Raw genomic sequence first — 26,755 nt, forward strand, 5'->3', positions numbered from 1 at the left:
AATCTTCGGATTGGGGCTTTTTTTTGCCTGCTGGAAACCTCATAGCATCACTCTGGTCTGATTGCCGAATTCATTTAACATCGGAATACCATGAGCAAAATCGCGATTATCGGCAGTGGGATGGCAGGTTTGACGCTGGCCCATCAGCTTCAAGCCTATGCTGACGTAGAGATATTCGATAAAGCCCAACGTGCTGGAGGTCGATTAGCTTCACGATCCGCGGGATCGTTTAGTTTTGATCATGGCGCGCAATTTTTTACGGTTAAAACTCAGCGTTTTACCCAATTTATTCAACCCTTAATCGAACAGCGGGCAATTGAACGCTGGGATGCAAAATTCGTAGAGTTTTCAGCTTCAAAGCCCATCGCAAAGCGCCAATGGAATGCTGACTATCCGCACTATGTGGGCAGTCCGGACATGCAAGCCATTGCAGAAACTCTCGCTAAACCACTAAATATTCAGTTTAACTGTCAAATCACTCAACTCCAGCAGCGATATGGAAAATGGTGCTTATTTAGTGACGATAAACTGGTAGCAGAGCAATTTGACTGGGTGATTTGCTGTCTTCCGGCTAAACAATCCGCAAATTTGTTACCTGATAGTTTTGAGAATATTCAGGCAATTCAGCAAATAGAAATGCTGGCTTGTTACGCACTGATGCTAGGATTTGATCACCCCCTCGATTTAGATTGGCAAGCTGCCTTGGTCAGTGACGCCATCATTAGCTGGATGTCCGTTAATAGCAGCAAGCCTTCACGTGCTGCAGGGTTTTCCATGGTGATTCAAGCAAATAATCTCTGGGCTGAAAAACACCTGCAGCAAACTGATAAAACTATTCAACAGTTGATGCTGGAAGAAGTCCGACGTATTAGTGGTATAGACACTTCGAAAGCCAGTCATGTAGATCTCAAACGCTGGGTCTTTGCCAATATTCAGACTCAAATGGGTCAGCAAGCTTTCCTAGATAGCCAATTGAAATTAGCCGCGTGCGGTGATTGGTGCATTCAGGGACGGGTTGAAGCTGCTTTCAGTAGCGCTGATGCCTTAGCAGAACAACTTATGCCACATTTAACTTAATCGCGATGTTGCTCAATGAAATTAACTATCGGCGTCAGTAGAGCTCCATTACCCCGCAAAGGCTTGGCCAACTTGGCAACCAACGCCACATGGCCGTAACCATTCAATTCAACTAGCTCTACTGAGTTGCCATGCTGCTTAAGTTTTTCAGCCAATCGGAAACTGTTACGTGGCAACACCGTACGGTCGTCACTCCCCACCAGCAATAACATGGGTGGATGATCGGTGGTGACATAATTAACTGGCTGACTTTGCCATTGACCGTCTTCATCGCCAAAAATCTGTTTTAAGGTTTCACTTTTTAATGGCAAGAAATCATATGGTCCGGCTAAACCAATCATCCCTCGCAGCTGCTGTGGTTGCATTTCAACCTGCTGAAGATACACCGGATTAAGCGTTACCATTGCCGCAATATGGGCACCTGCGGAATGTCCTGCAATAAACAGTTGTTCCGGGTCGCCGCCATACTCGGCAATATGCTGTTTGGTCCAGGCCACTGATTGAGCAGCATCTTCGATAAATTCAGGAAATATAACTTCAGGGAAAACGCGATAATCAGGAATAACTACCATGACACCTTGTGAGGTCAGTGCTTCTGCGACAAATTTATAATCCGCTTTTTCGCCGGCCTCCCAGCCACCGCCATAAAAGAAAATGACGGTTGCAGGTGTTTTTGACCCTGTCGACTTCACTGGCTGATAAATATCCAGTCTATGTCGAGGAAGATCGCCATATTGAATATCCGCTTGATGTTGATAACCCGATTCCGGCACCATCGCATTTAATACCGTTACGGGTGAGCAAGCACTTAAGGAAAGCGCAGAGAAACCGCCAAAAACCGTTTTAACAAGCTGTCGAAACACATAATATTCCTGAAGTTAGCTGCTACTGCAGACTGAGTCAGCTGGACAGAGGTTCCTTAAAGCAGGCTAACGCGCAGCGGTACGAAGCTTATTGCACACCTTTTCAGCATCTTTTAAGTTACGCTTTGCTTTCTTAACACGTTTGTCCTCTATCATCGCTATCATGCCCACAATGCCAATCATACTGGCAATTGCACCGGCAATGCCTCCTGATAACCAGGCAATCAGCATCGCCAAACCAATTAAGCCAAACACCTGAACTACGGTAAATTGCGAAGCCAGTTTTTCTTTTTGGCAAGTGGCCAACTTTTGTTCCCAAAGCTGAGTTAATTCGGCCAATTCTTGGTCAGTCAACACATGCAGATTAACGTAATATTCAAGGCCGATAATCTCATCATTATCATTGCGTGAGCTCAGATCAATGGTTTCTGCCATCATTTTCAGCGCGATATAAGTATCTTCATCCTTTTCCATACTTTCTCCATCAGCATTGTTGATTCACTATCACTTAAGCTGCAATGCAGCTTCCAGAGCGATTTTTCCCAAAATTTGCTTTCACGATATTTTCACCATATCGAGAACAGACTTACTATTAAGAGAACTCCTAAGGTGTGGCTGTGGTTATGAATAAAAAGCTTTTAAAAACATTGGGATATTATTTGTCTGCGCTGACATTACTGCTTACTGGCATCGCTACCAGTTATGCTGTCCAGCCTACCATGGCTTATGTAGAAAATCTGAAGATTGATTTGATTTTCGATGATGCAGGCAGTTTTAACAATAAGCGCGCAGCCATAATGATTGCCAATCAAGGTCGGGCAAATTTTGCGATGATTAATCCCGATGGTGAAATTTTATTCACAGCAGATGAAATTAATGATTTGGACAGTGGTGTCACCGCCTACCGTCAAGATAATCTATGGGGCATCGTTGACCGTAATGGTCAGACGATTTTGCAGCCCACTTATCCCAAAATCCAGTCTTTCAAACAGGGCTATGCTGCGTTTATCAACGACGGTAAATGGGGGTTTCTAGATGCTTTCGGCAAAGAAGTAATCTCGGCTCAATATGACAAAGTAGGTGTTTTCTCTGAAAGCTTGGCGGGCTTTCAACAAAATGAACACTGGGGGTATCTTAATACACAAGGTGAAAAAGTTATTGCTGCTCAATATGATGAAATTCATATTTTCAGCGAACAACGTGCAGCCGTTAAGATCGGTGAAAACTGGGGCTATATTGATGCACAGGGCAATATGGTGATTGAGCCACAGTATGCTCAGGCCAGAGTATTTCGCGAAGGATTTGCTGCTGTCTTAGTCGATGGGCAATGGGGATATATCGATACAAAGGGTGACTGGCTGATAAAACCACAGTTCGAACAAGCTAAAGCCTTTGGCGAAGGCTTTGCCGTCATCAAACAGAATGGTTTATACGGCTTCATTAATTCTCAGGGTGAAATGGTAGTAAAACCGTATTTTGAGGATGCTTGGAATTTTAGCGAAGGGCTAGCCCGTGTAGAAAAAAATGCCATGGTTGGTTATATCAACACTGACGGCAATATCGAAATTGAACCGGAATACGTATGGGGCTATTCATTTTCAGATGGTTTAGCCGTGATAACTCATAACTATCGCCAATATGGTTTTATCAATCGTCAGGGTGAAGTGGTTATCAAACCCCAGTTTGAACACGCTCATCCATTTAGCGAAGGGTTGGCCGCGATAAAAATTCTTGATAAATGGGGTTATATTTCGAAAGACTAACTCAGCTCTTCCGCTTCATCGCTTTCTTCATCTAGCCACCTGTACAAAGTCCTACGCCCGATACCGAGTAGCGCAGCAGCACGTCGCTTATTACCATCTACTTCTTGTAACACCAGATTTACATAACGTTTTTGTAACTGATCTAAGGTTGGTAATACAGCCCCAGCCAATAAATCATCATTGTGCTTCTCCATATCAGGCCTTACCAACTCTTGTGGTGTCGATTGGTTTTCCAGTAACCGTGTTGGTAAATGTTGTGGTTGCACCCAATCTTCCGTACAAAATGCAAAGGCTCTTTCCACCACATTCTGTAGTTCCCGGACATTCCCCGGGAAAGCATACTCGCGAATAATTTCCAATGCCTTGTCGCTGAAACCCTGAATTTTTCGCCCTTGCGAGACGGCCAGTTGTTGTAAAAACTGCTGTGCCAAAATTTCTCTGTCTTCTTCTCGCTCCCTTAATGGTGGCACCGATAAAGCAAAGGTTTCTAGTCGATAGAACAAATCTTCTCGAAAGCTGCCTTCGACGACTTTTTGCTTTAAATCCCGATGCGTGGCCGCAATGATTCGAACATCGACTTTTTCCTCAGTGTCCTGACCCACTGGACGAATCGAGCCATCTTGCAACGCCCGTAATAGCTTTGCCTGTAAAGCCATTGGCATTTCACCTATTTCATCCAGTAACAGGCTGCCACCATTGGCCTCTTGTAATAAACCTTTGCGGGCTTTTTTGGCCCCAGTAAATGACCCGGCCGCATGACCAAAAAATTCACTTTCTAATAATTCTTGAGGTATACCGGCGCAATTGACGGCTAAAAATGGTCCATCAGCACGGTCGCTTTCAGCATGAAGGGCTTTGGCAACCAATTCCTTACCGGTACCACTTTCGCCATTAATCAATACTGGCCCCTGCGCACGACCAATTACCTTTATTTGCTCAAATAGATTGCGCATCGCTTCACTGCGGCCAAACATCTGATGAAAAGCAGGTTGTCGATTGAGTTTGCGAAACTGAAATAACTCATCATGCAATTTTCGAGTGGCCACAACTCTTTCCACCGCCAGCAGAAAGTGCTCTAAATCCAACGGTTTGGTGAGAAAATCATCAGCCCCCGCTTGCAACGCATGAACCGCCTGACGCACACTGCCAAATGCGGTAATAACAATCAGCCCAGGGCGTTGTTCTTCTGGCCAATGCGTGACCACCTGCTCTACCACTTTCATACCATCACCATCGGGTAGTCGCAGATCCGTGACTATCAATGCCGGCTGGTTAATGGTTAACCAATCCATCGCCGATTGGATTTGGTGATGAACGACTAGACTCCAACCCTCCGCCTCTAATTCATCAGTGATTAACCTGGCGAGGGCCTGATCATCTTCTATTAACAAGATTGGCAGATTCATCTGCTGTTTTAACGTCATAGTGTTGTTCCGGAATGTGTTGTTATCAAGGGTAGAATTAAGCTGAATCTAGCACCGCCCAGTGGGCTATGAGTCAATTTCACCTCTCCCTGATGTTCGCGCATAATCCTTTGCACAATGGCCAAGCCAAGACCACTACCTTCGCCAGGTGCTTTAGTGGTCACAAAAGGCTCAAAAACCTGGCTTTGTTGATCATCCGTAATACCTGGTCCAGCATCATCTATATGAATGTGTATTTGCTCATCTACTTGCCATGACAGTTCAACAGGTCCAGCTGGACATGCCTGACAGGCATTGCGTAATAAATTGACTAAGGCCTGTTCCAAACTTAACGAATCACCTTTTGTAATGGCCTTTGGTCCTTCGATAAGCTTGATTTGGTAGCCTTGATCAGCGAGCAAGGCTTGGGATCTTTCTACTAAAGACAATACATCCAGATCGCGCATCTCAGCCCGTGATGAACGACCAAAACTGAGTAATTGTTGAATAATGGAGGTCATCCGAGCCGCTTGCTGGCGGATATCATTTAGCTCATTAACATCTTTTTCATTATCAATACGGCGTAATAATCGACTGGCGCGGCCATCAACTACTGTTAATGGAGCACCTAATTCATGTGCCACACCTGCTGACAATTGCCCAAGAGCTGCCATAGTTTCAGTTTGCCTTAGCCTCTCAGCCATTTGTTCTCGGGCAGAACGTTGTTGAGCTTCACTCGTTTCGGCTTGTTCGATCGCATCCAGCATGCCATTTAACCCTTGAGCTAATTGACTGATTTCAATGGGCCCTTGCTCTGCTGCCCGGTGATGCCGATCCCCCTGACTGACTCGCCGCATGCTTTCGACCAATCGCTGTAACGGTGTTTCAATGGCCCGTTGATGAGAAAAGGTAATCACGCCTAAAATAATTAATGACACCAAGGCAAAACCACCCCAGGCCCAATATTTTAATTCGGTTAATTCCCGATCGATATCACTACGCCGGCGTGTCACTTGCAGCAAACCATTGGGCTGCCCAGTGGCATCAAACAATGGCATAAAAAACGAATATACATTTTGGCCACGAATCCGTTCGTATTGAGCAAACTCACCTTGTACAATTTGCTCTAACGCATCGGTTGCCTGTTCCTTAGTGGGATTGACCACACCAAAACTGCTTAGACGTTTCCCTTTGGCATCAAATAAATAGGCGCCATACACTTCGGTTATACCAAACACCGAGGCCATACTATTTTGCAATTGATCTAAATCCTCACGTTCAAGTGCTTGTGAAACCGGTAAATGAATAGTCCTAGCGACCTGCTGCAAATCACGTTGCATACGTTCTTCGATAAATTGACCCACCATGGAGAGGCCAATTGCCAAAATGGCAGCCAATACCAATAAAACCGGTAAGGCAACTTGCATGATCAGCACTAAACGTAGATTGCTAAAAATCGAAGGGAATCGCATCTTTAGAGCCTTTAATAAAACTTGAGTTTATGGCACATGAGCCAAAATGACACACCATACTGTAGTGGTCAAGCCAATCAAATTTAAGTTCATAAGCAAGAATTTTTATTTACCTTTAAATTTCAACACCTTAAGTTTGCCAATGTTTTTGGCACAGAACTAGCTACTTACTCTGTGTGTTCCACAATCATTAAAGGAAAACACCATGAAAAAAACAGCCACATTAGTTTCAATCTTAATGGCATTAGGTTTGAGCACTTCTGCGATGGCAGAGCAAGGCACTCAAGCTCCACAGCAAGCGGCTCCTCAAGCTCCTATGCCAGAATCTAATCAAGCTGCTGATTTCAGTGAAGCTGATTTGAAAAAATTTGCGGATGTTCAGGAAGATCTTGAAGGGATCCGTAGTGACTACTCAGGTCGTCTGGAAAGCACAGAAGATCCAGACCAAGCAGCACAGTTACAACAAGAAGCAAGCCAAAAAATGGTTCAGACCGTTCAAGATAAAGGCTTAGATGTAGAAACATACAGTAATATCGCTTTGGCCATCCAAAGTGATCCTGAATTGCGCGATAAAGTGCAATCTATGCTGAACTAAGTTCGTGTCAGCTTCGTTTGTTGTGGAAAAGCCGGGGTTCTCCCGGCTTTTTCATTTCTGTCATTTGGACGAAGCCACTTTTTTGTATCCATGGACTAAAAGATACAACGCCGGTAAAACAACTAGCGTCAAGAGCGTGGAAGACACAATCCCCCCCACCACAACTGTGGCTAACGGACGTTGCACTTCTGCTCCGGTTCCCGTATTCAGCGCCATCGGTAAAAATCCTAACCCCGCTACTAAGGCAGTCATCAATACCGGCCGCAAACGTTGCATAGCACCTTGAAATACCGCTTCGATTAATGCCAAACCTTGTTCACGTAATTGGCGGATAAACGTCAACATCACCACACCGTTTAATACCGCGATGCCTGACAACGCAATAAAGCCCACCGCTGCTGAAATTGATAAGGGCATATCTCTTAATATGAGTGCAATTAATCCTCCCGTTAAGGCCATCGGCACGCCGGTAAATATCAGCAAAGCATCCCTCAATGAATTGAATACACTAAACAGTAACAGTAGAATCAGCAGTAAAGTCACGGGTACAACAACCATCAAACGTTTGCTGGCTGATTCCAACTGTTCAAATGTCCCGCCATATTCCAGCCAATAACCGGCTGGCAAATTCAATTGTTGAAAGTTTTGCTGCACCTCACCTATAAATGAACCTAGATCTCGATCAGCCACATTGGCACTTATAATCACATGGCGCTTACCACTTTCACGGTTTATCTGATTCGGGCCACTGATTTCATAAATATCTGCGATTTCACCCAACGGCACATACGATAAATCTTGATCATCACTATTCGGTAATGAAATAGGTAATTTTGCTAAACGATCAGGATTTTCGCGTAGCTCATCCGCTAGGCGCACCATAATACGAAAACGTTTATCGCCTTCGTAAATCAGCCCAGCAGTTGTGCCACCAATAGCCGTTTGAATGGCCTGCTGCACACTGACAATATCCAATCCCAATAAGGCCAGATGATCACGTTGTGGTTCAATCGACAACATGGGTAAACCGGTGAGCTGCTCCATCCGTACATCCGTGGCGCCGTCAACCTCTGACAACATCTGCTCAGCTTGCCCGCCTAACTGATAAAGCGTCTCAAGATCATCACCATAAATTCGTAATGCGACATCCGCCCTAACGCCAGCAATCAGCTCATTGAAACGCATTTCAATTGGCTGAGTAAATTCATAAAGGTTGCCGGGTACAGCTTCAACCTTCTCACGTAATTCAGCCAAAAATTCAGCTTTACTTTGTTGAGGTTGGGGCCATTCATCATAGGGTTTGAGGATAACAAAGGTATCGGCGACACTAGGAGGCATAGGATCAGTAGCAATATCCGGTGTACCAATTTTCGAATACACATGTTGAACCTGCGGAAATTCTCCTATCACTGATTCCAGTTGATTTTGCATTGCCACAGATTGTTCCAAGCCTGTGCCGGTAACACGCAGGGCGTGCAAAGCAATATCCCCCTCATCGAGCTGTGGCAGAAATTCACTGCCTAATTTCGAGCCATAATAAGCAGTGATGCTAACAAACAGCGTAGCGAATAACACAATGAGCATCGGTAAACGTACTGACAACTTTAAAAAGGGTTGATACCCCCAACGAGCCATACGCATAATTGGATTTTCACGTTCAGCCACTTTGCCGGTGATCATTACTGCAATCGCTGCGGGGACAAACGTTACCGCAAACAGCAAGGCTCCAATTAAAGCCGCTACTACGGTAAAGGCCATGGGATGAAACATTTTGCCCTCAACTCCACTGAGCGCAAAAATGGGCAAATACACCAGCATAATAATAAACATGCCAAATACGGCGGGGTTAAACACTTCACGGGTACTGTCAATCACCTCCGCCAGGCGTTCCTGCAAACTTAGCAAACGACCCAAACGTTGTTGAGCCATTCCCAAACGGCGTAAAGCGTTTTCCACCACGATCACCGCCCCATCAACAATGAGCCCAAAATCAATTGCGCCAAGGCTCATCAAATTCCCTGAAACACGATTACTGACCATACCGGTAATTGCAAACAGCATGCTTAATGGGATAACCAATGCCGTTATCAATGCTGCTCGAAAATTACCCAATAATAAAAACAACACTACGATGACTAGTAAAGCACCTTCAAACAGGTTTTTCTGCACCGTTTTAAGTGTTTTATCCACTAATGTAGTGCGGTCGTATACCGCTTCGGCGATTACACCATCAGGCAAACTTTGATTAACCAAGGCTAACCTTTCGGCTACGGCTTTGGCGACTACTCGACTGTTTTCGCCAATCAGCATAAAAGCTGTACCTAAAACCGTTTCCTGCCCATCTCGCGTGGCTGCGCCAGTACGCAACTGTTTTCCATAAAAAACCGCTGCAACATCAGAAACCCGAACCGGCGTGTCATCTCGTTTGGTAATAACTACATTGGCAATATCCTCCAGCGAAGTTAATTGGCCCGGAGTACGCACCAGCCATTGTTCGCCATTGCGTTCGATATAGCCTGCACCAGCGTTTTGGTTATTGCGAAGCAATGCCTCGTTAAGGTCAGCAAGACTGATCTTATAAGCCAGCAATTTAGCGGGATCGGGAGCAACCTGATATTCGCGTTCAAAACCACCAATACCATTAATCTCGGTAACGCCGGGCACTTTCATCAGTTGAGGACGAATAATCCAATCCTGAATAGTGCGTAAATCCTCAGCTGAGTAAGACGTACCATCTGCTTTTAAAGCGTCCGTTTCAGCTTGAACGCTATAGGTGAATACTTCGCCCAATCCGGTTGAAATAGGCCCCATTTCGGGTTCTATCTCCGCCGGTAAAGCACTGCGAATACTTTGCAATCGCTCACTGATGAGCTGTCGAGCAAAGTAAATATCGGTACCTTCTTTAAACACAACCGTCACTTGAGATAAACCGTATCTGGACAATGAACGGGTGTAATCTAGATTAGGTAATCCTGCCATCGCATTTTCAACAGCGTAGGTAATTCTCTGCTCAACTTCTAACGGGGAATAACCATCCGCTTCAGAATTGATTTGTACCTGCACATTGGTAATATCCGGCACAGCATCAATATTGAGCTGAAAAACATTGTAAGCGCCCACTCCGGCGATAAGTATTGTCAAAAAAAGCACTAACCATCGGCGTTCAACAGAAAATCGTACAATTAAATTAATCATAATCTGCTCCAAAGGGCCTGTTTATCTTTCATAGCCGCCTCTGTTGTGAGTTGGAATAAAGCTAAACAAGCGCTAGTGATCATGGGTAGCACCTGACTTGAGCTCTTCCGCTTTGAGCAGAAAACTATTTGTTGTTACGTATTCACTGCCGGGTTTTAAACCTGAAAGTACCTCGACATAGTCATCATCCTGTTTGCCTAGCGTGAGCATTCTTACTTCAAAGGTATTGCCATAGCGCACAAACACCACCGGCATATCACGATAGGTTTGGATGGCACTTCGCTTAACGGCTAACGCTGCAGGATATTGCTCAACCATTACTTCAGCATTGACGTGCATGCCAGGTCGCCAATTGCCGTGGGTATTACTAATTTCAGCCCGAGCACGCGCTATATGACCGGCGGTCATTTTCGGCGAGATATAACTGATGGTTGTCTCGGCTGATTCATGCAGATGTAAATCATTTACTTGAATGGGCATACCGACCCGAAGTTGTTCAATATCAGCAGGAAACATCGACAACTCGACCCAAACCCGTGATAAATCACTTATTTGCAGTAAATTACCCATATCACTGTGATCACCTGCATTTGCATTACGCTGCGTCACTTCACCGTTTGCAGGGCTATTGATGGAATAACTTTGCAAAGTGACTTGATTACGCACCGTCAGTAATGCCTGGCCTTTTTTGACTTTATCGCCGGTATTCACCAACACCGACTCAATAATTCCGGGATAGGGAGCATGAATGCGAAATTGACGATTTTCAGCTACGGTAATCACACCGTATAACGCATTTTTAATCGACAAGGTTTGTGGACCAGCTATCTCCGTCTCAAGACCAGACAGTTTTATCAGACGATCGCTAATCTCACTACGACCCTCAAAATTATCGTAATGCCAGTGATAGGACTGTCCCTGATATTCCGCCTCCACCGCCACTTCAAATGAATGTGGTTCATCAACGATTGTATCGCCGACGAGGTAATCGGCTTCAGCAGCAAAGTCGATAAGATTCTGTTCACCATCCAGGCGAACGAGCGTGACCATCAACCCGACTTGCTCAGGATCAACTAGCTTATTGTGCTCAAATGCATAAACCCGCAGTTCCGGCGGCACACCTTGTTCATAAAAAGTGATTTCCAACGAAAACTCACCACTTTCCAATAAACGCCCACCATGCGGTCCTTCCACAGGTTCTTCATGATCATGAGGATCGGCATGGTCATGGCCAGGTGCGGCTAGCGGCATCGACAATGGCAGTAATAGCAGACTAAATAATAATGTTATTAATTTCATTGGTTTATTCCTGAAAACTGGTGGTAAACATCGAACTACTGAGCGGCATTCCAGTTAACCGTTCAAGCTCAAGTAACTGGCTATGCACAGCAGTCTGAGCTTCGATCAGTTCACGTTCCACGCTGAATGCTTCGATTTGTGCATCAATCCATTGCAACACGTTGTACTGGCCAGATTGATACCCAGCTTCAGTTTGTTTCAACAATTTTTGGGTCAGAGGAATAAGGGTTTGTTGTAACCGATCGTTTTGTTGATGGTTATTCAGCATAGCTTGATATATTTCCAGTAAAGCCATCCGTAATTCGGTTTGCGTGAGTTGTTGCTGCAACATGCCGGCTTCATAATCTGCATGAGCAGCGGCGATATTGCCCTGATTCCGATCGTATAACTGCAATGGCATCGAAAAACTAAACACCAAGGCATTGTCATTTTGTGCTTCTAAGCGCCGTATGCCTGCTCCAAAGCTAATGTCAGCTTTGGATTGTGCCTCGCTTAACCTTAATTGCGCTTCACGTAAGCGAATTAATGCATGGCTTTGTAAATACGTCGGTGACTGGCTAATAGCTTGTTCCAACATTTCTCGTTTAGGCAAGGTAGGTAGCTGCTGCAATTTGCCTTCAAGGCTAGCAAAATCAACTTCTTCTCCCCAACTGGCTGCCAGTTGCTGATAGGCCAGTTGACGCTCACCACTGAGCTGTTGCTGCCGAGCTTTGGAACGTTCGACTAATAACTGCATGCGTAACACATCAGCTTGACCGACAGCGCCTGCAGCGGCCCGCTGGTTGATAACGTCCAACGCTTGCTGCTCAATCTGAATACGTTGTTGATTCCAGTTTAATAAGGCATCAATTCGTAGCCCCTGCAGGAACTTCATAGTGACATCAGACAGCGTATCTAGGCGTTGGCGCTCAAAGTCCTGCTGTATCTGGCTAGATTTCGCATCGACAAGATCGACACGTTTCAGACGTTTATCACCCATTTCGATCAGTTGGCTTAATGAAAGAGTGAATTCAGCACCGGAAAGAACCCGGCTCTCGCCAGTACCAAACACATTTTCTACATCCGCTTGTATTTGTGGATTTGGAGGTAAACCAGCTTGTAACCGTTGAGCTTCCAGTACCCGCTGTTGATAAGGAAACTGTTGTAGTCGTGGACTTTGTAACAAGGTGCGTTCAATCGCTGTGGTCAGATCCAGACTTGACTGACTGTCAGCTCGCACAGTTGATGTTAGTAACAATAACGAGAAGATTATCAGGGAAATAATTACCCTGTTAGCGGAAAGAATTTTTTGATCATTCATGATGAACTCCATAACACCACCAGCTGAAAAGCAGGCAGCAAAACATTAAGTTGTTTAAAACGTTATGGAGTTAAGCGTTGGGAGGCGGTAACAGAGGGGAATAATACAAAGTAACCAGCTGACTGCTGATGGAGGAAGAGACTGCATCAGCAGTGCGAGCCTGAAAAATCATCGAAAAACTAACTAAATCAGCAACGATATGCAGATGAAGTTGATGATCATGATCAACTTCCTCATGTTGATGGTCATGATCAGCGTGACTATGCACGATACTCAGATGGGCTGAATAATGATCGTCCGGCAAATGAGCGACAGACGCAGTGACAACGCTGACCATCAATAAATTGATGATAACAAATACAGCAGTCAGCATACGCAGTCGGATAATCATGGATGAATATTAACGTAATTGCATCATAAGAGTCAGCCTTTTAATAACACTGCATTTTCAGGAATATTCTGTTTCAACGTTTCACAATCACCCTGAGCAGGTTGTTGTTCGGGTGTACGGTTTTTATACCAAATACGACAAAATCCAGGTGATGGAATATATTCAGCAGGAACCGCACTGGATGATCCGGAATAACGATCACTATTGACCACGCTATAGGCAGCACAGCTCGTCAATGCAATAAATATCGGCAAAACCAGTAGCTGGCGAAAGTGTGCTAAAGATATTCTCATCCGTTATTCCTCACCAATAGATTACGCTTACGGTAATCTTAGAAACCATTAAACCCGAGCCAATTTAGCGGCATTTGCTGCGGCTTTATCAACCGTAGTAAAGGCAATCAGATTAGCAAAAAACCCGATTACTAATGCATCAATTTGCCAAGGTTGTTGCAATATCACATTCCAAACGATGGCAGAACCGATGCCAGCAATAGCGCCCGCTATAAATCGTTTACGACTCACATAACATCCCAAAATCGCCATCGTTAAAGGCACCAATACTGTCGGAGCCCAGAAGTTATAAGCGTAGATCAAAATATCAATCACGCTGTCTATCGACAAAGCAAAAACCATCGAAGCAACACCTACTAGCAATGTGACAACGCGAGCCAACATTAATTCTGCTTTGGCTGTTAATGGTGTTTTTCGCAGCGGAGTCACAATATCATTACTAAAAGCAATTGATGCAGAATTTAAAAACGAATCTGCCGAAGACATAATAATTGAGACTATTGCGGCAGCCACAATACCCTGCAAGATCGGGGGAACAGCCTGTTGGATAACATAAGGCATCGCCAAATTAGCATCTAACGTTGGTTGCATGGCGAGAGCCACCAAACCGATTAAACCAGTGACGGCAAAAAACGGAATCGAAAATAACCCGCTTAACAATGAACCTCGAATAACATCTTTACTGCTTTTACCAATCAACAAACGTTGTAAATAAGGTGGAACTAATGTTTCACCCAACATGAACGTTAAAAATAATGACAATAAAGCAATGATTGCTAATGGTTCTGTTGGTAAAGACAGATGTGCATCCGGCAAACTACTTTGCATCGATTGCCAGCCACCGACATGCTGTAAGCCAAAATATAATGTCATCGGAATACCGACTGCCAGTACGATAAACTGAATAACATCGGTCCACACCACAGAACGCATACCACCCACTGTGGCATAAGCAATGACGATACCGCAGCCAATCAACACACCCCAAACTCGATCGACATCAAGAAACAGATTAAACACGTAACCCATTGCGCCGATTTGTGCGCCAAGGATCCCTGCACACAAAGCCAGTGAAAATACGCCACTAAATAGCCGAGCCCCTTTACCATAATGCTCATGCATAATGTCGCCCACAGAAATGGCATTGGGATAACGCATCATTTGTGGCGCAATATATTTTGCGACCAGAATTTCTTTGATGCTGAAGCCCCACAAGGCAACGATATTACTAATACCGACCAGAAATACTTTTTCTGCATTGCCCATCGAAAATCCACCACCTATAAACGATGCTGATAACGTGGCAAAAATCACCAATGTACCAAAGGATTTTCCAGCCAAGGCATATTCGTGCATGGTTGTTATGCCCCGACCTGCCCAAAGCCCAATAAGCAAGACGATAATCAAGTAAACAATTACAACGTAAGTTTCCATATACCGGTATTTCCATATGAATGAAGTCTGGTTGAAGCTTACGTGGTTTTCAGGCATTAAAAAACCACCCGAGGCAATGTCTGGGGTGGTTTTAGTTAATTTATGCTAATTAAGGTTAGATTAGGCAATCATACTTTTACATTAATGATATTACCCAAATTACCTTGAGGCATTGGCACCGCATCCAATAATTGCAAAACAGCCTGACCCTGAGCCTTAATTTGGTCATTGCTAAGTTTTAGCGTAGCGACCATCTGCTGCTGGGCTGATTGTTGTACTGACAACTGGGTCGCCATTGCAGCAACATTAGTTGTTTCCATTATCATCTCCCTAATTCGTTTACTAAAAGTCTTATCGGCAGCTTACTTCAAAACTTTATCGGCAACTTGTTCAATAACTAATGCCAATGTCTGTCGTATTTCACTTCGAGGTTGATCTTCCATCTCAGCAATCTCAACAGCAGAATGACCTTGAGACCAGTGCTGTGTGACTATACGCATATGTTCCGCGGTTAACGAACTAAGCACTTCCGCTGTCATTTGATCCTCAATAAATTCAGGATCAACTTCACTTAATTCTGCTCCGCCTGAAACAGGAACTCTTTCTTGCTGTCCCCACCGCTCAAGCAATAAACCTGCTTTTGCGATCCGCTCTTTGCGTTGATTTTGCAAAGTCTCAATCCGCATTTTACCTGCGGTACGATTCAGTTTTTTCCCCACAGCACACCTGCCTGATGTCAATAGAACTGAATGCTTATGTTATCTAACTATCGTCAGATTTATCAGCCCTTAAACATTATTTTTGTTCAAAAAAACGTTTTAAGACATTTTTCACAGCATCACGTGAATCATCATTGTAACCAACAACTAATCCCGCGAGTAAGGTAGCCATAGCTGATTTACCAGGATGTTGATGAATCATTTTAGTGATGGCTGGCGTTATAACTGATTGTAAAACATTTTCCAGGTCGTCCACATCAGGAGCTCTCGACCTTTCGATACTTGGAGAAGCAATTTTGGTGCGATACACTGCAAACTTTGCTATCAGCATCACTATTATTGCCGCTAGAGCATATCCTCCAGCTGTCATAACTGCAGCAATATTCGGTGGATAATGAACCAGCAATGCCAGATAAACAGCAAAGCCAGCGAACCCTAGCGCAAATATGCCTAACAGTGTTGAGACTGTTAATGCCACGGTATTAATTTGTACTCTGGAACGCCAGCCCATGCTTATCTCCTAACTACTCAGTATCCATGCATAACTCAGGTTTGCTTATCGATCCAGGATTTTGCCAATCACTAAACCGATACCGAAAGCAACTGCCATGCTGCTGTAGGGATGACTTTCAACTTCGCCTTGAACCTTAGTAAAAGATTCTTTTACTTGATCCTGTGCATAGCCTGCTGCAACTTTGACACGATCTTGGCTTTCTTTGGCATAAGCTGCCGTCATATCTTTTAATGTTTTGGTAACTTCAGCAAAGTCTTTACGCAGTGTATCTAGTTGCTCTTGAAGTTCTTGATTAGTTTGAGCCGTTGCCATGTAAATATCTCCTTGAAAAAAATTATCTGCCGTTTGAAGAACAGCTAAGGTTGTGACAGCTAAATTGAACTGATTACTTCAATTTTTTAATCTGTCGCTTCTTCGATAGCATCGCCAGACTCTTCAATACTTTCATCTATTTCTTCACCAGCTTCTTCAGCGGGACCTTGATTTTCACAAGCAGTTATAAAGCCAACACTCGACAAGGCAAATGTCATAAGCAAAATTTTGCATAGCAGACGGAATGGATTTGAATCAGTATTATTTAACATAATCATTTACCTCTGAAAATTTAAGTTTGTATGTGTAAATGTAAAAATGCATTTTATTAGCATTCAGTGAAACATTTATTACATCACTTTTTCAAGTGTACTCCCAAGCTAACTTTTTGACTTAAATTTCGCTTTAACCTGTGTTAAGGAGCTTTTTTTATAATCGACCTAAGGTATAACTCCCATCAACTTTAACAAGGATATACCATGATTAGTTGGGCGTTAACATTTCTGATTGTCGCAATTATCGCCGGTGCTTTAGGATTAACGGGTGTTGCTGGAACGGCAAGTAGTATTGCCTGGATTTTATTTGTTGTCGGTTTAGTGCTCGCCTTGATATTTTTTATTACCGGACGTAGACCGCCTCTTTAACTAATTCTATTTGTCTGTTTTTATAAGAATTTTAAATCATCAATAACAAGAAATCAGTTAGCTTATAAATCCTTTCGGGTTATAGGTATTTGATCAAAATGAAATAACAGTCACCCCAACCATTTTAATTATTGGTCGGCTTAGCTGAATAATAGTTTAAATGGTAACCTTTGACACTGCCCTCACTCGGGTGGTGTCTTTTTTTTGGCTTGACAGTAAATTTATTAACTTAATTTCCACATCAGGGTATATTTCACCCCAATCGCAATTTCTATGTGGATATAAGGAATACTTATGGACTCATCTTTACCTGGTAGTTGTATTGTTCATCAGTTTCAGAAATTTGCTGATCTCAACGACCATGAAATAAATTTATTAAAAGCATTAGAAAAAGATCCTCGAGACTTTGAGGCTGATCAGCCAATGGCGATTGAAGGCGGTAAAGCAGAACGTTTTTTTACGCTTCAGTCCGGCTGGGCTTGTGCCATGCGTACCCTTGCCGACGGTCAACGGCAGGTGCTGGATATTTTTTTACCAGGACAAATCCTTGGTTTGAGAGAAATCAGTTTTGATCGAAATCTTTCCGAATTTCGAACATTGACGGAAGTGAAAGCCTGCCCGTTTCCTCGCCAACGTTTGACTGAAATATTTGATCAGGCACCGCGCTTAACCGATTTATTTTTCTTAATACTAGCTCGCGAACAATCCATGCTAATTGAACGGGTTATCAATATAGGACGTCGCAGTGCTGTAGAACGTTTGGCGCACTTTATTGTTGAAATGAAAGTAAGACTTAATGTGGATGCCGACCAGTTTGAATTGCCAATGAATCAAACTATCATTGGTGACACCTTAAGTTTGTCATCAGTGCATGTCAGCCGTACATTCAAAGTGCTGCGTGATGAAGGTCTACTCGAATCGCATAATGGCAATATTCAGATTCTGGATCTGGAAGGCCTCATTGAAATATCAGGTTTTGACCGGAATTATTTAGACAGCCACTCAAACTGGGCAAGACAAGACTAAGGCTTAATCAAATCGCTCAATAACAATTAGATCATTCATACAATCAATATCCGCTAAAACACCTTGATGCTCAGTCTCGATTTTTTGGATATTTTCAACATCTCTTTCAAGCAGTTTTTTGGCGCCGGAATCTCCTACCAGAGCCAATAACTCATCTCTATAACGACTATTAAATCCAACCGGATGACCACGTTGTCCGCGAACATAGGGTGCCGTAATGTCGGCGCCCTCTTTTAAATTCTGACAAACCTCCGTTAACACATCTGCAGGAATGAATGGCATATCAGCCAAACCGACCACCCAAGCTTCAGCTCCATGATTAAACTTAATGCCAGCACTCAGACTATGTCCCATTCCAAAAGTAGCACTTTTGCACTCAATCACGTTAATCGTTTTATGCTGAACTTCAGCAAACCCCAAGATAGTCCGTTTTAGTATCTGGTTATCATTAGCTCTGATAACAACAGATAATTCATCAAATACTGAAAACCAAGGCAGCAAAGCATGTTGAATAAGTGGGTGACGGTTACCTGAAATATTGAGTTCATATAACAATTTGTCTGAACCAAAACGCGTTGATTTTCCAGCCGCTAGAATGATTCCTGCTAAATTGGACATCTTTTAACTCAGTTACAAACTGATGGTGCTTTGACCGTGGCACTGGCTTTATTAATGTGATGATTTCGTCTTAAATCAATCAACTCAGCTAATATGGCGATGGCAATCTCAGGAGGCGTTCGGCTACCAATTGGCAAGCCCACTGGGCCATGCAGTCGATCAATTTCCATAGCTGATAAATCAAACATCGCCAAACGTTGACGACGATTTGCATTATTCTTTTTACTGCCTAAAGCCCCAACATAAAACGCTGCGGACTTAAGAGCCTCCAATAAAGCCATATCATCAAGTTTGGGATCATGCGTTAGGGCCACAATAGCCGTATGGGCATCAGGCTGCATAGCCAACACGGCATCATCGGGCATCATATTGAGCAGTTCAACGTCTTGGATATCCCAGCTCTCTCGCATAGCATCGCGTGGCTCACAAATGGAAACCTGATAATCCAGCGCCTGTGCCATATTTGCCAGATAGACTGAGGTTTGACCGGCACCAATAATTAATAAACGCCATCTGGGGCCATACACAACTGAAAGTTGCTGATCCGAGATCTGTACAGCCGTGTCTGATGCTTTGGCATCACTGCAATGCGTTTGTAAGGATGAAAGCTGTAAATCGCGCTTTATCAAACGATGGGCGCTAATAGCGTTGAGCACTTTCTCTACCCAATCAGCATTTTTTATCGGTTCGATAACCAACTCCAGCGTCCCGCCACAAGGCAAATTGAAGCGCTGTGCCTCTTCACGAGTGACTCCATAAACCGCTAATTCAGCTCGCTCCGTCGGTAACTCGCCTAATTGAGCTTTGCTCACCAGATCGTCTTCAATGCAGCCGCCTGAGACTGAACCAACTAAGACACCATCCTCACGCAGCACCAACATCGCCCCCGGTTGTCGAGGGCTAGATCCAAACGTTTTCACCACAGTCACTAGCCAAACATTCAAATCGGCTTGCAACCATTTCTGCAACGTTTTAAATACCGTCAAATCGACGCTATCCATACTCAGCTTTCCAGTTGATAGCGAATTGGTAAATCACGAATCCGCTTACCCGTTGCAGCAAAAATGGCATTGCATAAAGCCGGTGCTATGGGTGGCAGGCCAGGTTCACCTATGCCTCCTAATGGAGTATTAAAATCTTCGGTCGGCAACAAGTGCACATGAACTTCGCGAGGCGACTCATTCATTCTGGTCACTTGATAGCTATCAAAGTTATCTTGCTCAACAGCACCATCTTTAAAACTGATTTCACCCACCATCGCTAGGCTGACACCCATAATACAGGCGCCCTCCATCTGCGAACGGATCCGCTCTGGATTCACTTGGGGGCCACAATCCACGGCAATATCAATTCTTGGAATCGTTAATTCACCGTCTTCTGAGACTTCAACTTCAACAATTGCCGCGGTATAACTGACAAAGCTGTAATGCGTCGCCAGACCTAGCCCACGACCGGCCGGTAAATCTCTTCCCCAATTGGCTTTTTCACAAACCGTTTCGACTACTCGGCGCAATCTTCCGGTATCCAGCGGATACGCTTCTGGAGACTCGCCATAATTCCATTCGTCTTTAAGTTCAACTGGGTCAATTTTTCTGCTCGGACCTATCAATTCCAATAAAAACGCTTTGTGATCTTGCTCTAATTCATTGGCCATTTCTGCAATAAAAGATTGAATCGCAAAGGCACGTGGAATATTGGCTACTGACCGAAACCATCCAATTCGGGTATGCGCTTTGGCAGCAGGGTTTTCTAATTGAATATTGTCGATGGCAAAAGGAATATTCATTACCCCCATGCCCAGTTCGATTGGCATTTGATGCTCAGAAGAGGCATCGAATGTTGATGATATCGATGGTGCGACGGTGCGATGTAACCATCCCGTGGTTTTACCCTCAGCGTTTACTGCCGCTTCAAGATGCTCAATCGAAACGGTATGCAAATAACCGTTGTGTATATCGTCTTCACGACTCCATGTCACCTGAACAGCACGCCCATCCATCGCTTTAGAAAGTAAGGCAGCTTCGACCAAGTAATCTGGTTTGGATTTACGACCAAACCCTCCGCCCAATAGCGTGACATGCACTGTAACGTCTTCGGCAGGCATTTCAAGCCATTTGGCTACCGTATCTCTGCCAGCTTGTGCTGCCTGAGTCGGAGCCCAAACTTCACATTTACCGTCCTGAATTCGGGCTGTGGCAACCGGGGGCTCCATCGGTGCCTGAGATAAATGTGGAATGTAATAATCAGCCTTAAAGGTTTTATCAGCGTTTTCTAAGGCTTTGGCGACATCACCACTACTACGAAGCACTTTGCCACCAGAGGTTGAAGCTGCTTGCAGCATTTGCTGACGATACTCATCGGAGTTGTAACTGGCATTGTCGCCATGATCCCACTCAATTTTCAGCTTTTCACGACCTTGCATGGCAGCCCAAGTATTTTCAGCAATGACCGCAACACCACCCAAAGGATTAAATACAGCAGGTGGAGGGCTGCCCTTCAAAGTGACAACTTTAATCACGCCAGGGACTTTCAGCGTCTCGCTATCATCGTAAGACTTCACTTTACCGCCATAGACTGGTGGGCGAGCAATGACTGCGTGTGCCATACCATCTAACTGCACATCAATACCGTAGATAGCTTTACCAGTGACGATGTCATCACCATCAATTAATTTAGTGGACTGCTTGCCGATATAACGAAATTGATCGGCTGTTTTTAACTGCAATTTTTCACGTTCAGGCACATCCAACGCTGAAGCCGCTTTGGCCAAATCGCCATAACTCATCGTTTTACCAGACGATTTATGTTTGATTTGGTGGTTTTCAGCGAATACTTCATCAACACCAACACCCCAATGCGCTGCAGCGGCAGCTTCCAGCATCATTCTGGCAGCAGCACCAACATTACGCATCGGCATAAAGAAATGTCTTACGCTACGAGATCCGTCAGTATCCTGATTACCATAGCGTGCTTCATCACCGGGAGCCTGTATGACTTTGACGCGATCCCAATCGGCTTCAAGTTCATCCGCAACCACCATCGGTAAACTGGTCCGCACACCCTGTCCCATTTCAGAACGGTGACAAACGATAGTGACTGTACCGTCTTCAGCAATAGCAACAAATATTAATGGATTATCTACCCAACCATTAGGCATTGCGTCACGACCATACTTGGGTGCTTCTTCATCTTCAGCAAAACTGCTAAAAGGCATGCCCACGGCTAAAACAAAGCCAGTTAAAGCGAAACCTTTTAATAGGTTACGGCGGCTAATATTGGTGATTTGGCTTTGCAGGCTTTCGTTTTTAAGTGGCTTATTCATTGTGCACCTCCACTGTTAGTGGCCGCTAATTTAATTGCATCACGGATTCGGTTATAGGTACCACAACGACAGATATTGCCACTCATCGCATTATCGATATCGGCATCACTAGGGTTGGCATTGCTACGCAATAAAGCCGTTGCAGAGACTACTTGCCCAGACTGACAGTAGCCACACTGCGGCACGCCTAACTCTACCCATGCTTGCTGAATGGCGCGGCCGATTTTATCTTCACTTACCGCTTCGATTGTGGTGATCTGTTTGTCTTTTGCAGCACTGATCGGCGTGGAGCATGATCGAATTGGTTGACCATCGAGCATCACAGTGCATGCACCACATAATGCTTTACCACATCCAAATTTAGTACCAGTCATACCTAGTACATCACGTAACGTCCATAGAATCGGCATTTCTTCAGGTAAATTGACTTCATGACTTTCGCCATTGATCGATAATTTCATTGTGAATTTCCTGTTGGGATCTAAAAGTGGATGACCGTCATCAGTCATTTTGTAAGTAACGATATTATCAGCAAAAGATTATCGTTTGATTAAGGACATTGTCCTTTCAAAAAAGGACAAAAACAATTTTCTATTCGTTATCTAATTAAGATTTATTCACTATTGAATCAACCATGCCATTGACAATGCGCGCAGCGCCTTCAGTTTTGGTCCCTCTATAGGTTGAGACCAGAAGCTTCGCTTCGTTATAAGCCGTATCAATTTCCTGACGGAATAATTCACGAAAACGTTTGCCGCCCAAAATGAATGAACCTTGCTGCTCAGCGATTTGTTCAAAAATCTGGCTTTCAGTTGAATTATGGCTTTGCACGATTAATTGTCCTGCCAAACGACTGAAAACCGGCACGGCCATCACAAAGGTTATCAACTTATTTACTTCTCGCGGATTTCGCTGTTTCCAATATTGTGCATACGAGGAAATCTTACGAAAGGTTCGCCAATCTACATCCGTAAGCTGGGCTATTGGTCCCGAAGGTTGTGCAGCATTAAACAAGTGTTCCAAATCGACGCAAAATGCATGATAGTCAGGCAGTGCGGCGGAAGCTAACTGAGTAGCAATATTCGCAATATCAGCTTCTAATTCCTCCCGCGGAGCCAATGTTCTGTCATAAAAAATAATGGCTGAATGGTATTGCAAAGTGTTGCTGTCTTGCCAAAAACGTATAGCTTTTAGCTTCGGATGAAACTCCGCTATTACAGCAACTGATGCAAAAAGTTGATCTAACTTGTCCATATCACCCAACTACCGTCAGAGTTAGTCTCATCATTACGCTTTCGGACAAAAAATGGCAAAGAATGTTCTGATGCTGATTAATTTATGCATAAAAAAGTCCCGATGGAAATCATCGGGACTTTTGTTTTTAGTTCATTTAATCTGATTAATTTAAAGCGCTTAATGCTGCTTCGTAATTTGGCTCATCGGCAGTTTCTGCCACTTGCTCGGTATAGATGACCTTACCGTGTTCATCAATAACCACTACTGCCCGTGATAACAAACCTTTCAATGGACCGGTTTTAGCCGTGACACCATAGTCTTCCCCGAAGCTTGAACGAAATGCTGAGCCAACTTCCACATTTTCCAGACCTTCCGCACCACAAAACCGTGCTAAGGCAAACGGCAAATCTTTTGAAATACAAACAACCTTAGTGTTATCAAGCGCCGTGGCTTTTTGATTAAATTGACGAACGGACATTGCACAAGTATCCGTATCAATTGATGGAAAAATATTCAATACGATACGACCACTTAAGTCAGTCAAATTGAGATCTGATAAATCATCTTTTACCACGGAAAACCCCGGTGCTTTGTCGCCTACTTTTGGCAGGTTTCCTACTGTTTCAAATGGATTACCTTTCAACGTTACTGTTGCCATGATGTTTCTCCTTGTTAGTTATCAAACAGATCAGCGAGCCTACACCCAAGCAATCAGAAGTCAAATACCAGCCGATCATCATAAGGCCGAAATCTAACTGACAGGGCTTTAAGCTGTGATCAATAAAGTGATTCCACACTAGGGGGATGCGGTCTTATTGTCCTTAACCTCAGTTAATCCAATGTATCTCTGGGCTTGGAGCGCTTTTATCTACTTTAGCCTGGTCACTTACCCATACTTCTTAAATAGCACAAACATGATCCCAGCCTTCTAAATAAGTACCTACCATCTTAATGTTCATCAGCATGGAATAGTCTTTAAATTTTCAACATAAACAATAAGGTGTAAGCTCATTATCAATTGTAGTACGGCGGGCAAAATTCCCGTAGCAGTCTGGTGTATAGTCAAAAATCTTGTTGATGATGATTTCAGGAGGCAAAGAGCCATGGCCAGTGTAATGAAAACCACCCATCACGGCGGCTGTCCACATGACTGTCCTGATACCTGCTCGATGGTTTATGAAGTCGAAAACGGTCAATTGATTTCTGTTCGCGGTAACCCCGAACACCCGATGACCCGAGGCGGCCTTTGCGTCAAACTCAAAGATTATGAAAAACGTCATTATCATCCCGAACGAGTGTTACACCCCATGCGTCGAGTTGGCCCTAAAGGCAGTGGTCAATTTGAACAAATTAGTTGGGATGAAGCATTAACTGAAATCACTGATCGCTGGAAAGCCATTATTGACGAATATGGACCTCAAGCGATTATTCCTTACAGTTATCTCGGCAATCAGGGCCTGATACATGGATTAAACGGTGGCGATGCTTTCTTTAATAAGATGGGTGCGACGGTATGTGAACGCACCTTTTGTGGTGAAGGTTCCTGCACTGCTTGGCTGTTAACCGTTGGACCAACTGCTGGTGTGGATCCAGAAAGTTTTATCCATTCTAAGTACATCATCATTTGGGGCTGCAATTCTGTCAGCACAAATTTACATCACTGGCATATCGTAAAAGACGCGCAGAAACGTGGTGCTAAAGTGATTGTTATCGATCCATACAAATCCAAAACCGCTAAAGAAGCGGACTGGCATATTGCTCCGCGACCAGGAACAGACGGTGCGCTTGCTATAGCAATGATGCATACCATCATTGAAGAAGGTCTAGTGGATCAGGAATATGTCGATAATTATACGGTGGGATATGAAGAGCTAGCCGAACGAGCCAAACAGAGATCGCCTGATTGGGCCGAAGACATTACCGGAGTAAGCGCTCACGATATTCGTCAGCTTGCTCGTGAATTTGCCACCACTCAGCCAGCAGCCATTCGTCTAGGCGTTGCCCTTGAACGTAATTATGGTGGCGGACAAGCCATTCGAGCCATCAGCTGTTTACCCGCATTAGTTGGTGCATGGCGCCATGTTGGTGGTGGCGCTTTACAGTTCCCAGTATGGGAACATCCATATAAATTTGATGTTATTTGCCGTCCAGATTTAATCCCGGAAGGGACTCGGGTTATTAATGCCATTCAAATCGGCAGGGCTTTAACCAATGAAACGAATCTGGATATTCCGATCAAATCGATGATGTGCTGGAATGCCAATCCAGTTACTCAGGCGGCTGAAACAGACAAAATTGTGGCAGGGTTAATGCGGGAAGATTTATTTCTAGTATCGGCGGAACATTTTCTCTCTGATACTGCGTCATTTGCCGATATTGTTCTTCCAGCATCTATGGGCGCTGAAATGGAAGATATGGTGCTGTCATGGGGCCACCTGTATCTAACTTATAATGAAAAATGCGTTGACTCACCTGGTGAAGCCATTCCAAATAATGAAATCTTTCGACGTCTGGCTGCAAAAATGGGCTATGAAGAAGAAAATTTCAAATGGACTGATAGTGAATGTCTAGAAAATTATGTCGACTGGGACTCACCAGCTTGTGAGGGCATTGATTTAGCTTATTTACGTGAACATGGTTACGCCCGGCTTAATGTCGGCACCAAAGATAATCGTGCGCCACATAAAGCGGGTAATTTTCCTACAGCCACTGGTAAGTGTCATTTCCGAATTGATGATGCGACCAATTTTGTTGCTGGGCCATTCAGACAAATGTATGACGGTTTTCAGCCAGGTGAGCCACTTGATAGCCTGCCTGATTATGTTGCTTCAAGAGAAACGCCTCAAACTAATCCCGAGCTGGCTAAGCGTTTCCCACTGAATATTATTTCACCAAAAAGTCATGGCTTTTTGAATTCTTGTTACGCCAATATGGATAACAAGCTTAAAGCTCAAGGTGATCAATTTGTGATGATCAGTGCTGCCGATGCTGATCTGCGTCAGATCCAGCAGGGCGATAACGTTCGGGTATTTAACGACCGAGGTGGCTTTGATGCCAAAGCGCAAATCACCGAAGATGTCAGTGCTGGTATTGTGGTTGCAACCTTAGGTTATTGGCGTCAACGAAACAATGGCACCGTGAATTGCGTCAGTTCGGCCGAATTTGTTGATATGGGTCATGCCCCCACATTCACTGACAACTTAGTGCAGGTGGAGCTTCTTCGATAACGGTAATTAAATAAAGTGAAGCGGATATCCTGCTTAGTAGGATATCCGTATT

The 26,755-nt window shown here is 44.1% G+C and carries 27 protein-coding genes; 6 read left to right on the forward strand and 21 right to left on the reverse strand.

Annotated features, from left to right (window positions below; all coding sequences use genetic code 11):
* Window positions 1–90 precede the first annotated feature (90 nt).
* On the forward strand, window positions 91–1,077 hold the full coding sequence (locus ACN0V2_RS09240; RefSeq protein ID WP_417550523.1) for an NAD(P)/FAD-dependent oxidoreductase: 987 nt from the start codon (window positions 91–93) through the stop codon (window positions 1,075–1,077).
* On the opposite strand, the gene ACN0V2_RS09245 is transcribed toward ACN0V2_RS09240, so the two are convergent.
* On the reverse strand, window positions 1,074–1,940 hold the full coding sequence (locus ACN0V2_RS09245) for an alpha/beta hydrolase (protein ID WP_417550524.1): 867 nt from the start codon (window positions 1,938–1,940) through the stop codon (window positions 1,074–1,076). The two genes, ACN0V2_RS09240 and ACN0V2_RS09245, sit on opposite strands and share 4 nt — an antisense overlap.
* 66 nt (window positions 1,941–2,006) lie before the next feature.
* Entirely contained in the window at window positions 2,007–2,414 is a 408-nt protein-coding gene (locus ACN0V2_RS09250) for a hypothetical protein (protein WP_417550525.1), read from the reverse strand.
* 149 nt (window positions 2,415–2,563) lie between these two features.
* On the opposite strand from ACN0V2_RS09250, the gene ACN0V2_RS09255 reads away from it, so the two are divergent.
* Window positions 2,564–3,703: a WG repeat-containing protein gene (locus ACN0V2_RS09255; RefSeq protein WP_417550526.1), complete on the forward strand. Its 1,140-nt coding sequence runs from the start codon at window positions 2,564–2,566 to the stop codon at window positions 3,701–3,703.
* Here ACN0V2_RS09255 and ACN0V2_RS09260 read toward each other — a convergent pair.
* Window positions 3,700–5,127: a sigma-54-dependent transcriptional regulator gene (locus ACN0V2_RS09260; RefSeq protein WP_417550527.1), complete on the reverse strand. Its 1,428-nt coding sequence runs from the start codon at window positions 5,125–5,127 to the stop codon at window positions 3,700–3,702. The two genes, ACN0V2_RS09255 and ACN0V2_RS09260, sit on opposite strands and share 4 nt — an antisense overlap.
* Complete coding sequence (locus tag ACN0V2_RS09265; protein ID WP_417550528.1) at window positions 5,124–6,578, reverse strand: ATP-binding protein; 1,455 nt, start codon at window positions 6,576–6,578, stop codon at window positions 5,124–5,126. The genes ACN0V2_RS09260 and ACN0V2_RS09265 overlap by 4 nt, the downstream gene beginning before the upstream one ends.
* Before the next feature lie 205 nt (window positions 6,579–6,783).
* Here ACN0V2_RS09265 and ACN0V2_RS09270 point away from each other — a divergent pair, with 205 nt between their 5' ends.
* Window positions 6,784–7,173, forward strand: a complete 390-nt coding sequence (locus ACN0V2_RS09270) for a DUF4168 domain-containing protein (RefSeq protein ID WP_417550529.1) — start codon at window positions 6,784–6,786, stop codon at window positions 7,171–7,173.
* Window positions 7,174–7,233: 60 nt separating this feature from the next.
* Here the strand turns inward: ACN0V2_RS09270 and ACN0V2_RS09275 are convergent, their stop codons facing one another.
* The 11 genes from ACN0V2_RS09275 to ACN0V2_RS09325 form a co-directional block, all read right to left on the reverse strand.
* Window positions 7,234–10,368 carry an efflux RND transporter permease subunit gene (locus tag ACN0V2_RS09275; protein WP_417550530.1) on the reverse strand — a complete coding sequence of 1,045 codons (3,135 nt, stop codon included), beginning with the start codon at window positions 10,366–10,368 and terminating at the stop codon, window positions 7,234–7,236.
* A gap of 72 nt (window positions 10,369–10,440) precedes the next feature.
* The gene (locus tag ACN0V2_RS09280; RefSeq protein WP_417550531.1) at window positions 10,441–11,667 is read right to left on the reverse strand and encodes an efflux RND transporter periplasmic adaptor subunit; all 1,227 of its coding nucleotides are present in this window, start codon (window positions 11,665–11,667) and stop codon (window positions 10,441–10,443) included.
* Window positions 11,668–11,671: 4 nt separating this feature from the next.
* Window positions 11,672–12,967 (reverse strand): TolC family protein, encoded by a 1,296-nt coding sequence (locus ACN0V2_RS09285; RefSeq protein WP_417550532.1) that lies wholly within the window; start codon window positions 12,965–12,967, stop codon window positions 11,672–11,674.
* A 70-nt stretch (window positions 12,968–13,037) separates the two neighbouring features.
* Complete coding sequence (locus ACN0V2_RS09290; protein WP_417550533.1) at window positions 13,038–13,358, reverse strand: hypothetical protein; 321 nt, start codon at window positions 13,356–13,358, stop codon at window positions 13,038–13,040.
* Between the two features lie 32 nt (window positions 13,359–13,390).
* Window positions 13,391–13,651 carry a hypothetical protein gene (locus tag ACN0V2_RS09295; RefSeq protein WP_417550534.1) on the reverse strand — a complete coding sequence of 87 codons (261 nt, stop codon included), beginning with the start codon at window positions 13,649–13,651 and terminating at the stop codon, window positions 13,391–13,393.
* Window positions 13,652–13,699: 48 nt separating this feature from the next.
* Entirely contained in the window at window positions 13,700–15,085 is a 1,386-nt protein-coding gene (locus ACN0V2_RS09300) for a sodium:solute symporter family protein (protein ID WP_417550535.1), read from the reverse strand.
* A gap of 128 nt (window positions 15,086–15,213) precedes the next feature.
* Window positions 15,214–15,405 carry a hypothetical protein gene (locus ACN0V2_RS09305; RefSeq protein ID WP_417550536.1) on the reverse strand — a complete coding sequence of 64 codons (192 nt, stop codon included), beginning with the start codon at window positions 15,403–15,405 and terminating at the stop codon, window positions 15,214–15,216.
* A gap of 42 nt (window positions 15,406–15,447) precedes the next feature.
* Window positions 15,448–15,804, reverse strand: coding sequence for a hypothetical protein (locus ACN0V2_RS09310; RefSeq protein WP_417550537.1), 357 nt, complete (start codon window positions 15,802–15,804; stop codon window positions 15,448–15,450).
* Between the two features lie 76 nt (window positions 15,805–15,880).
* Window positions 15,881–16,315 (reverse strand): hypothetical protein, encoded by a 435-nt coding sequence (locus tag ACN0V2_RS09315; RefSeq protein ID WP_417550538.1) that lies wholly within the window; start codon window positions 16,313–16,315, stop codon window positions 15,881–15,883.
* A 45-nt stretch (window positions 16,316–16,360) separates the two neighbouring features.
* Window positions 16,361–16,630 carry a hypothetical protein gene (locus tag ACN0V2_RS09320; RefSeq protein ID WP_417550539.1) on the reverse strand — a complete coding sequence of 90 codons (270 nt, stop codon included), beginning with the start codon at window positions 16,628–16,630 and terminating at the stop codon, window positions 16,361–16,363.
* Between the two features lie 86 nt (window positions 16,631–16,716).
* Window positions 16,717–16,902 carry a hypothetical protein gene (locus ACN0V2_RS09325; RefSeq protein WP_417550540.1) on the reverse strand — a complete coding sequence of 62 codons (186 nt, stop codon included), beginning with the start codon at window positions 16,900–16,902 and terminating at the stop codon, window positions 16,717–16,719.
* 207 nt (window positions 16,903–17,109) lie between these two features.
* Here ACN0V2_RS09325 and ACN0V2_RS09330 point away from each other — a divergent pair, with 207 nt between their 5' ends.
* The gene (locus ACN0V2_RS09330) at window positions 17,110–17,274 is read left to right on the forward strand and encodes a DUF1328 domain-containing protein (RefSeq protein ID WP_136555018.1); all 165 of its coding nucleotides are present in this window, start codon (window positions 17,110–17,112) and stop codon (window positions 17,272–17,274) included.
* Window positions 17,275–17,568: 294 nt separating this feature from the next.
* Complete coding sequence (locus tag ACN0V2_RS09335; protein ID WP_417550541.1) at window positions 17,569–18,300, forward strand: Crp/Fnr family transcriptional regulator; 732 nt, start codon at window positions 17,569–17,571, stop codon at window positions 18,298–18,300.
* Between the two features lie 3 nt (window positions 18,301–18,303).
* Here the strand turns inward: ACN0V2_RS09335 and ACN0V2_RS09340 are convergent, their stop codons facing one another.
* From ACN0V2_RS09340 to tpx, 6 genes are all read right to left on the reverse strand, one after another.
* Window positions 18,304–18,918 carry a nucleotidyltransferase family protein gene (locus ACN0V2_RS09340; RefSeq protein WP_417550543.1) on the reverse strand — a complete coding sequence of 205 codons (615 nt, stop codon included), beginning with the start codon at window positions 18,916–18,918 and terminating at the stop codon, window positions 18,304–18,306.
* 8 nt (window positions 18,919–18,926) lie between these two features.
* A complete protein-coding gene (locus tag ACN0V2_RS09345; protein WP_417550544.1) occupies window positions 18,927–19,919 on the reverse strand; it encodes an XdhC family protein in 993 nt (330 codons plus the stop codon).
* A gap of 2 nt (window positions 19,920–19,921) precedes the next feature.
* A complete protein-coding gene (locus tag ACN0V2_RS09350) occupies window positions 19,922–22,240 on the reverse strand; it encodes a molybdopterin cofactor-binding domain-containing protein (protein WP_417550545.1) in 2,319 nt (772 codons plus the stop codon).
* A complete protein-coding gene (locus ACN0V2_RS09355; RefSeq protein WP_417550546.1) occupies window positions 22,237–22,701 on the reverse strand; it encodes a (2Fe-2S)-binding protein in 465 nt (154 codons plus the stop codon). The genes ACN0V2_RS09350 and ACN0V2_RS09355 overlap by 4 nt, the downstream gene beginning before the upstream one ends.
* Before the next feature lie 145 nt (window positions 22,702–22,846).
* Window positions 22,847–23,494, reverse strand: a complete 648-nt coding sequence (locus tag ACN0V2_RS09360; protein ID WP_417550547.1) for a hypothetical protein — start codon at window positions 23,492–23,494, stop codon at window positions 22,847–22,849.
* A gap of 145 nt (window positions 23,495–23,639) precedes the next feature.
* Window positions 23,640–24,134, reverse strand: a complete 495-nt coding sequence (gene tpx, locus ACN0V2_RS09365; protein ID WP_417550548.1) for a thiol peroxidase — start codon at window positions 24,132–24,134, stop codon at window positions 23,640–23,642.
* Window positions 24,135–24,579: 445 nt separating this feature from the next.
* On the opposite strand from tpx, the gene ACN0V2_RS09370 reads away from it, so the two are divergent.
* On the forward strand, window positions 24,580–26,703 hold the full coding sequence (locus tag ACN0V2_RS09370) for a molybdopterin-containing oxidoreductase family protein (protein ID WP_417550549.1): 2,124 nt from the start codon (window positions 24,580–24,582) through the stop codon (window positions 26,701–26,703).
* Window positions 26,704–26,755: the final 52 nt, after the last annotated feature.

The organism is Methylophaga sp., assembly GCF_048266885.1.
Lineage (GTDB): Bacteria > Pseudomonadota > Gammaproteobacteria > Nitrosococcales > Methylophagaceae > Methylophaga.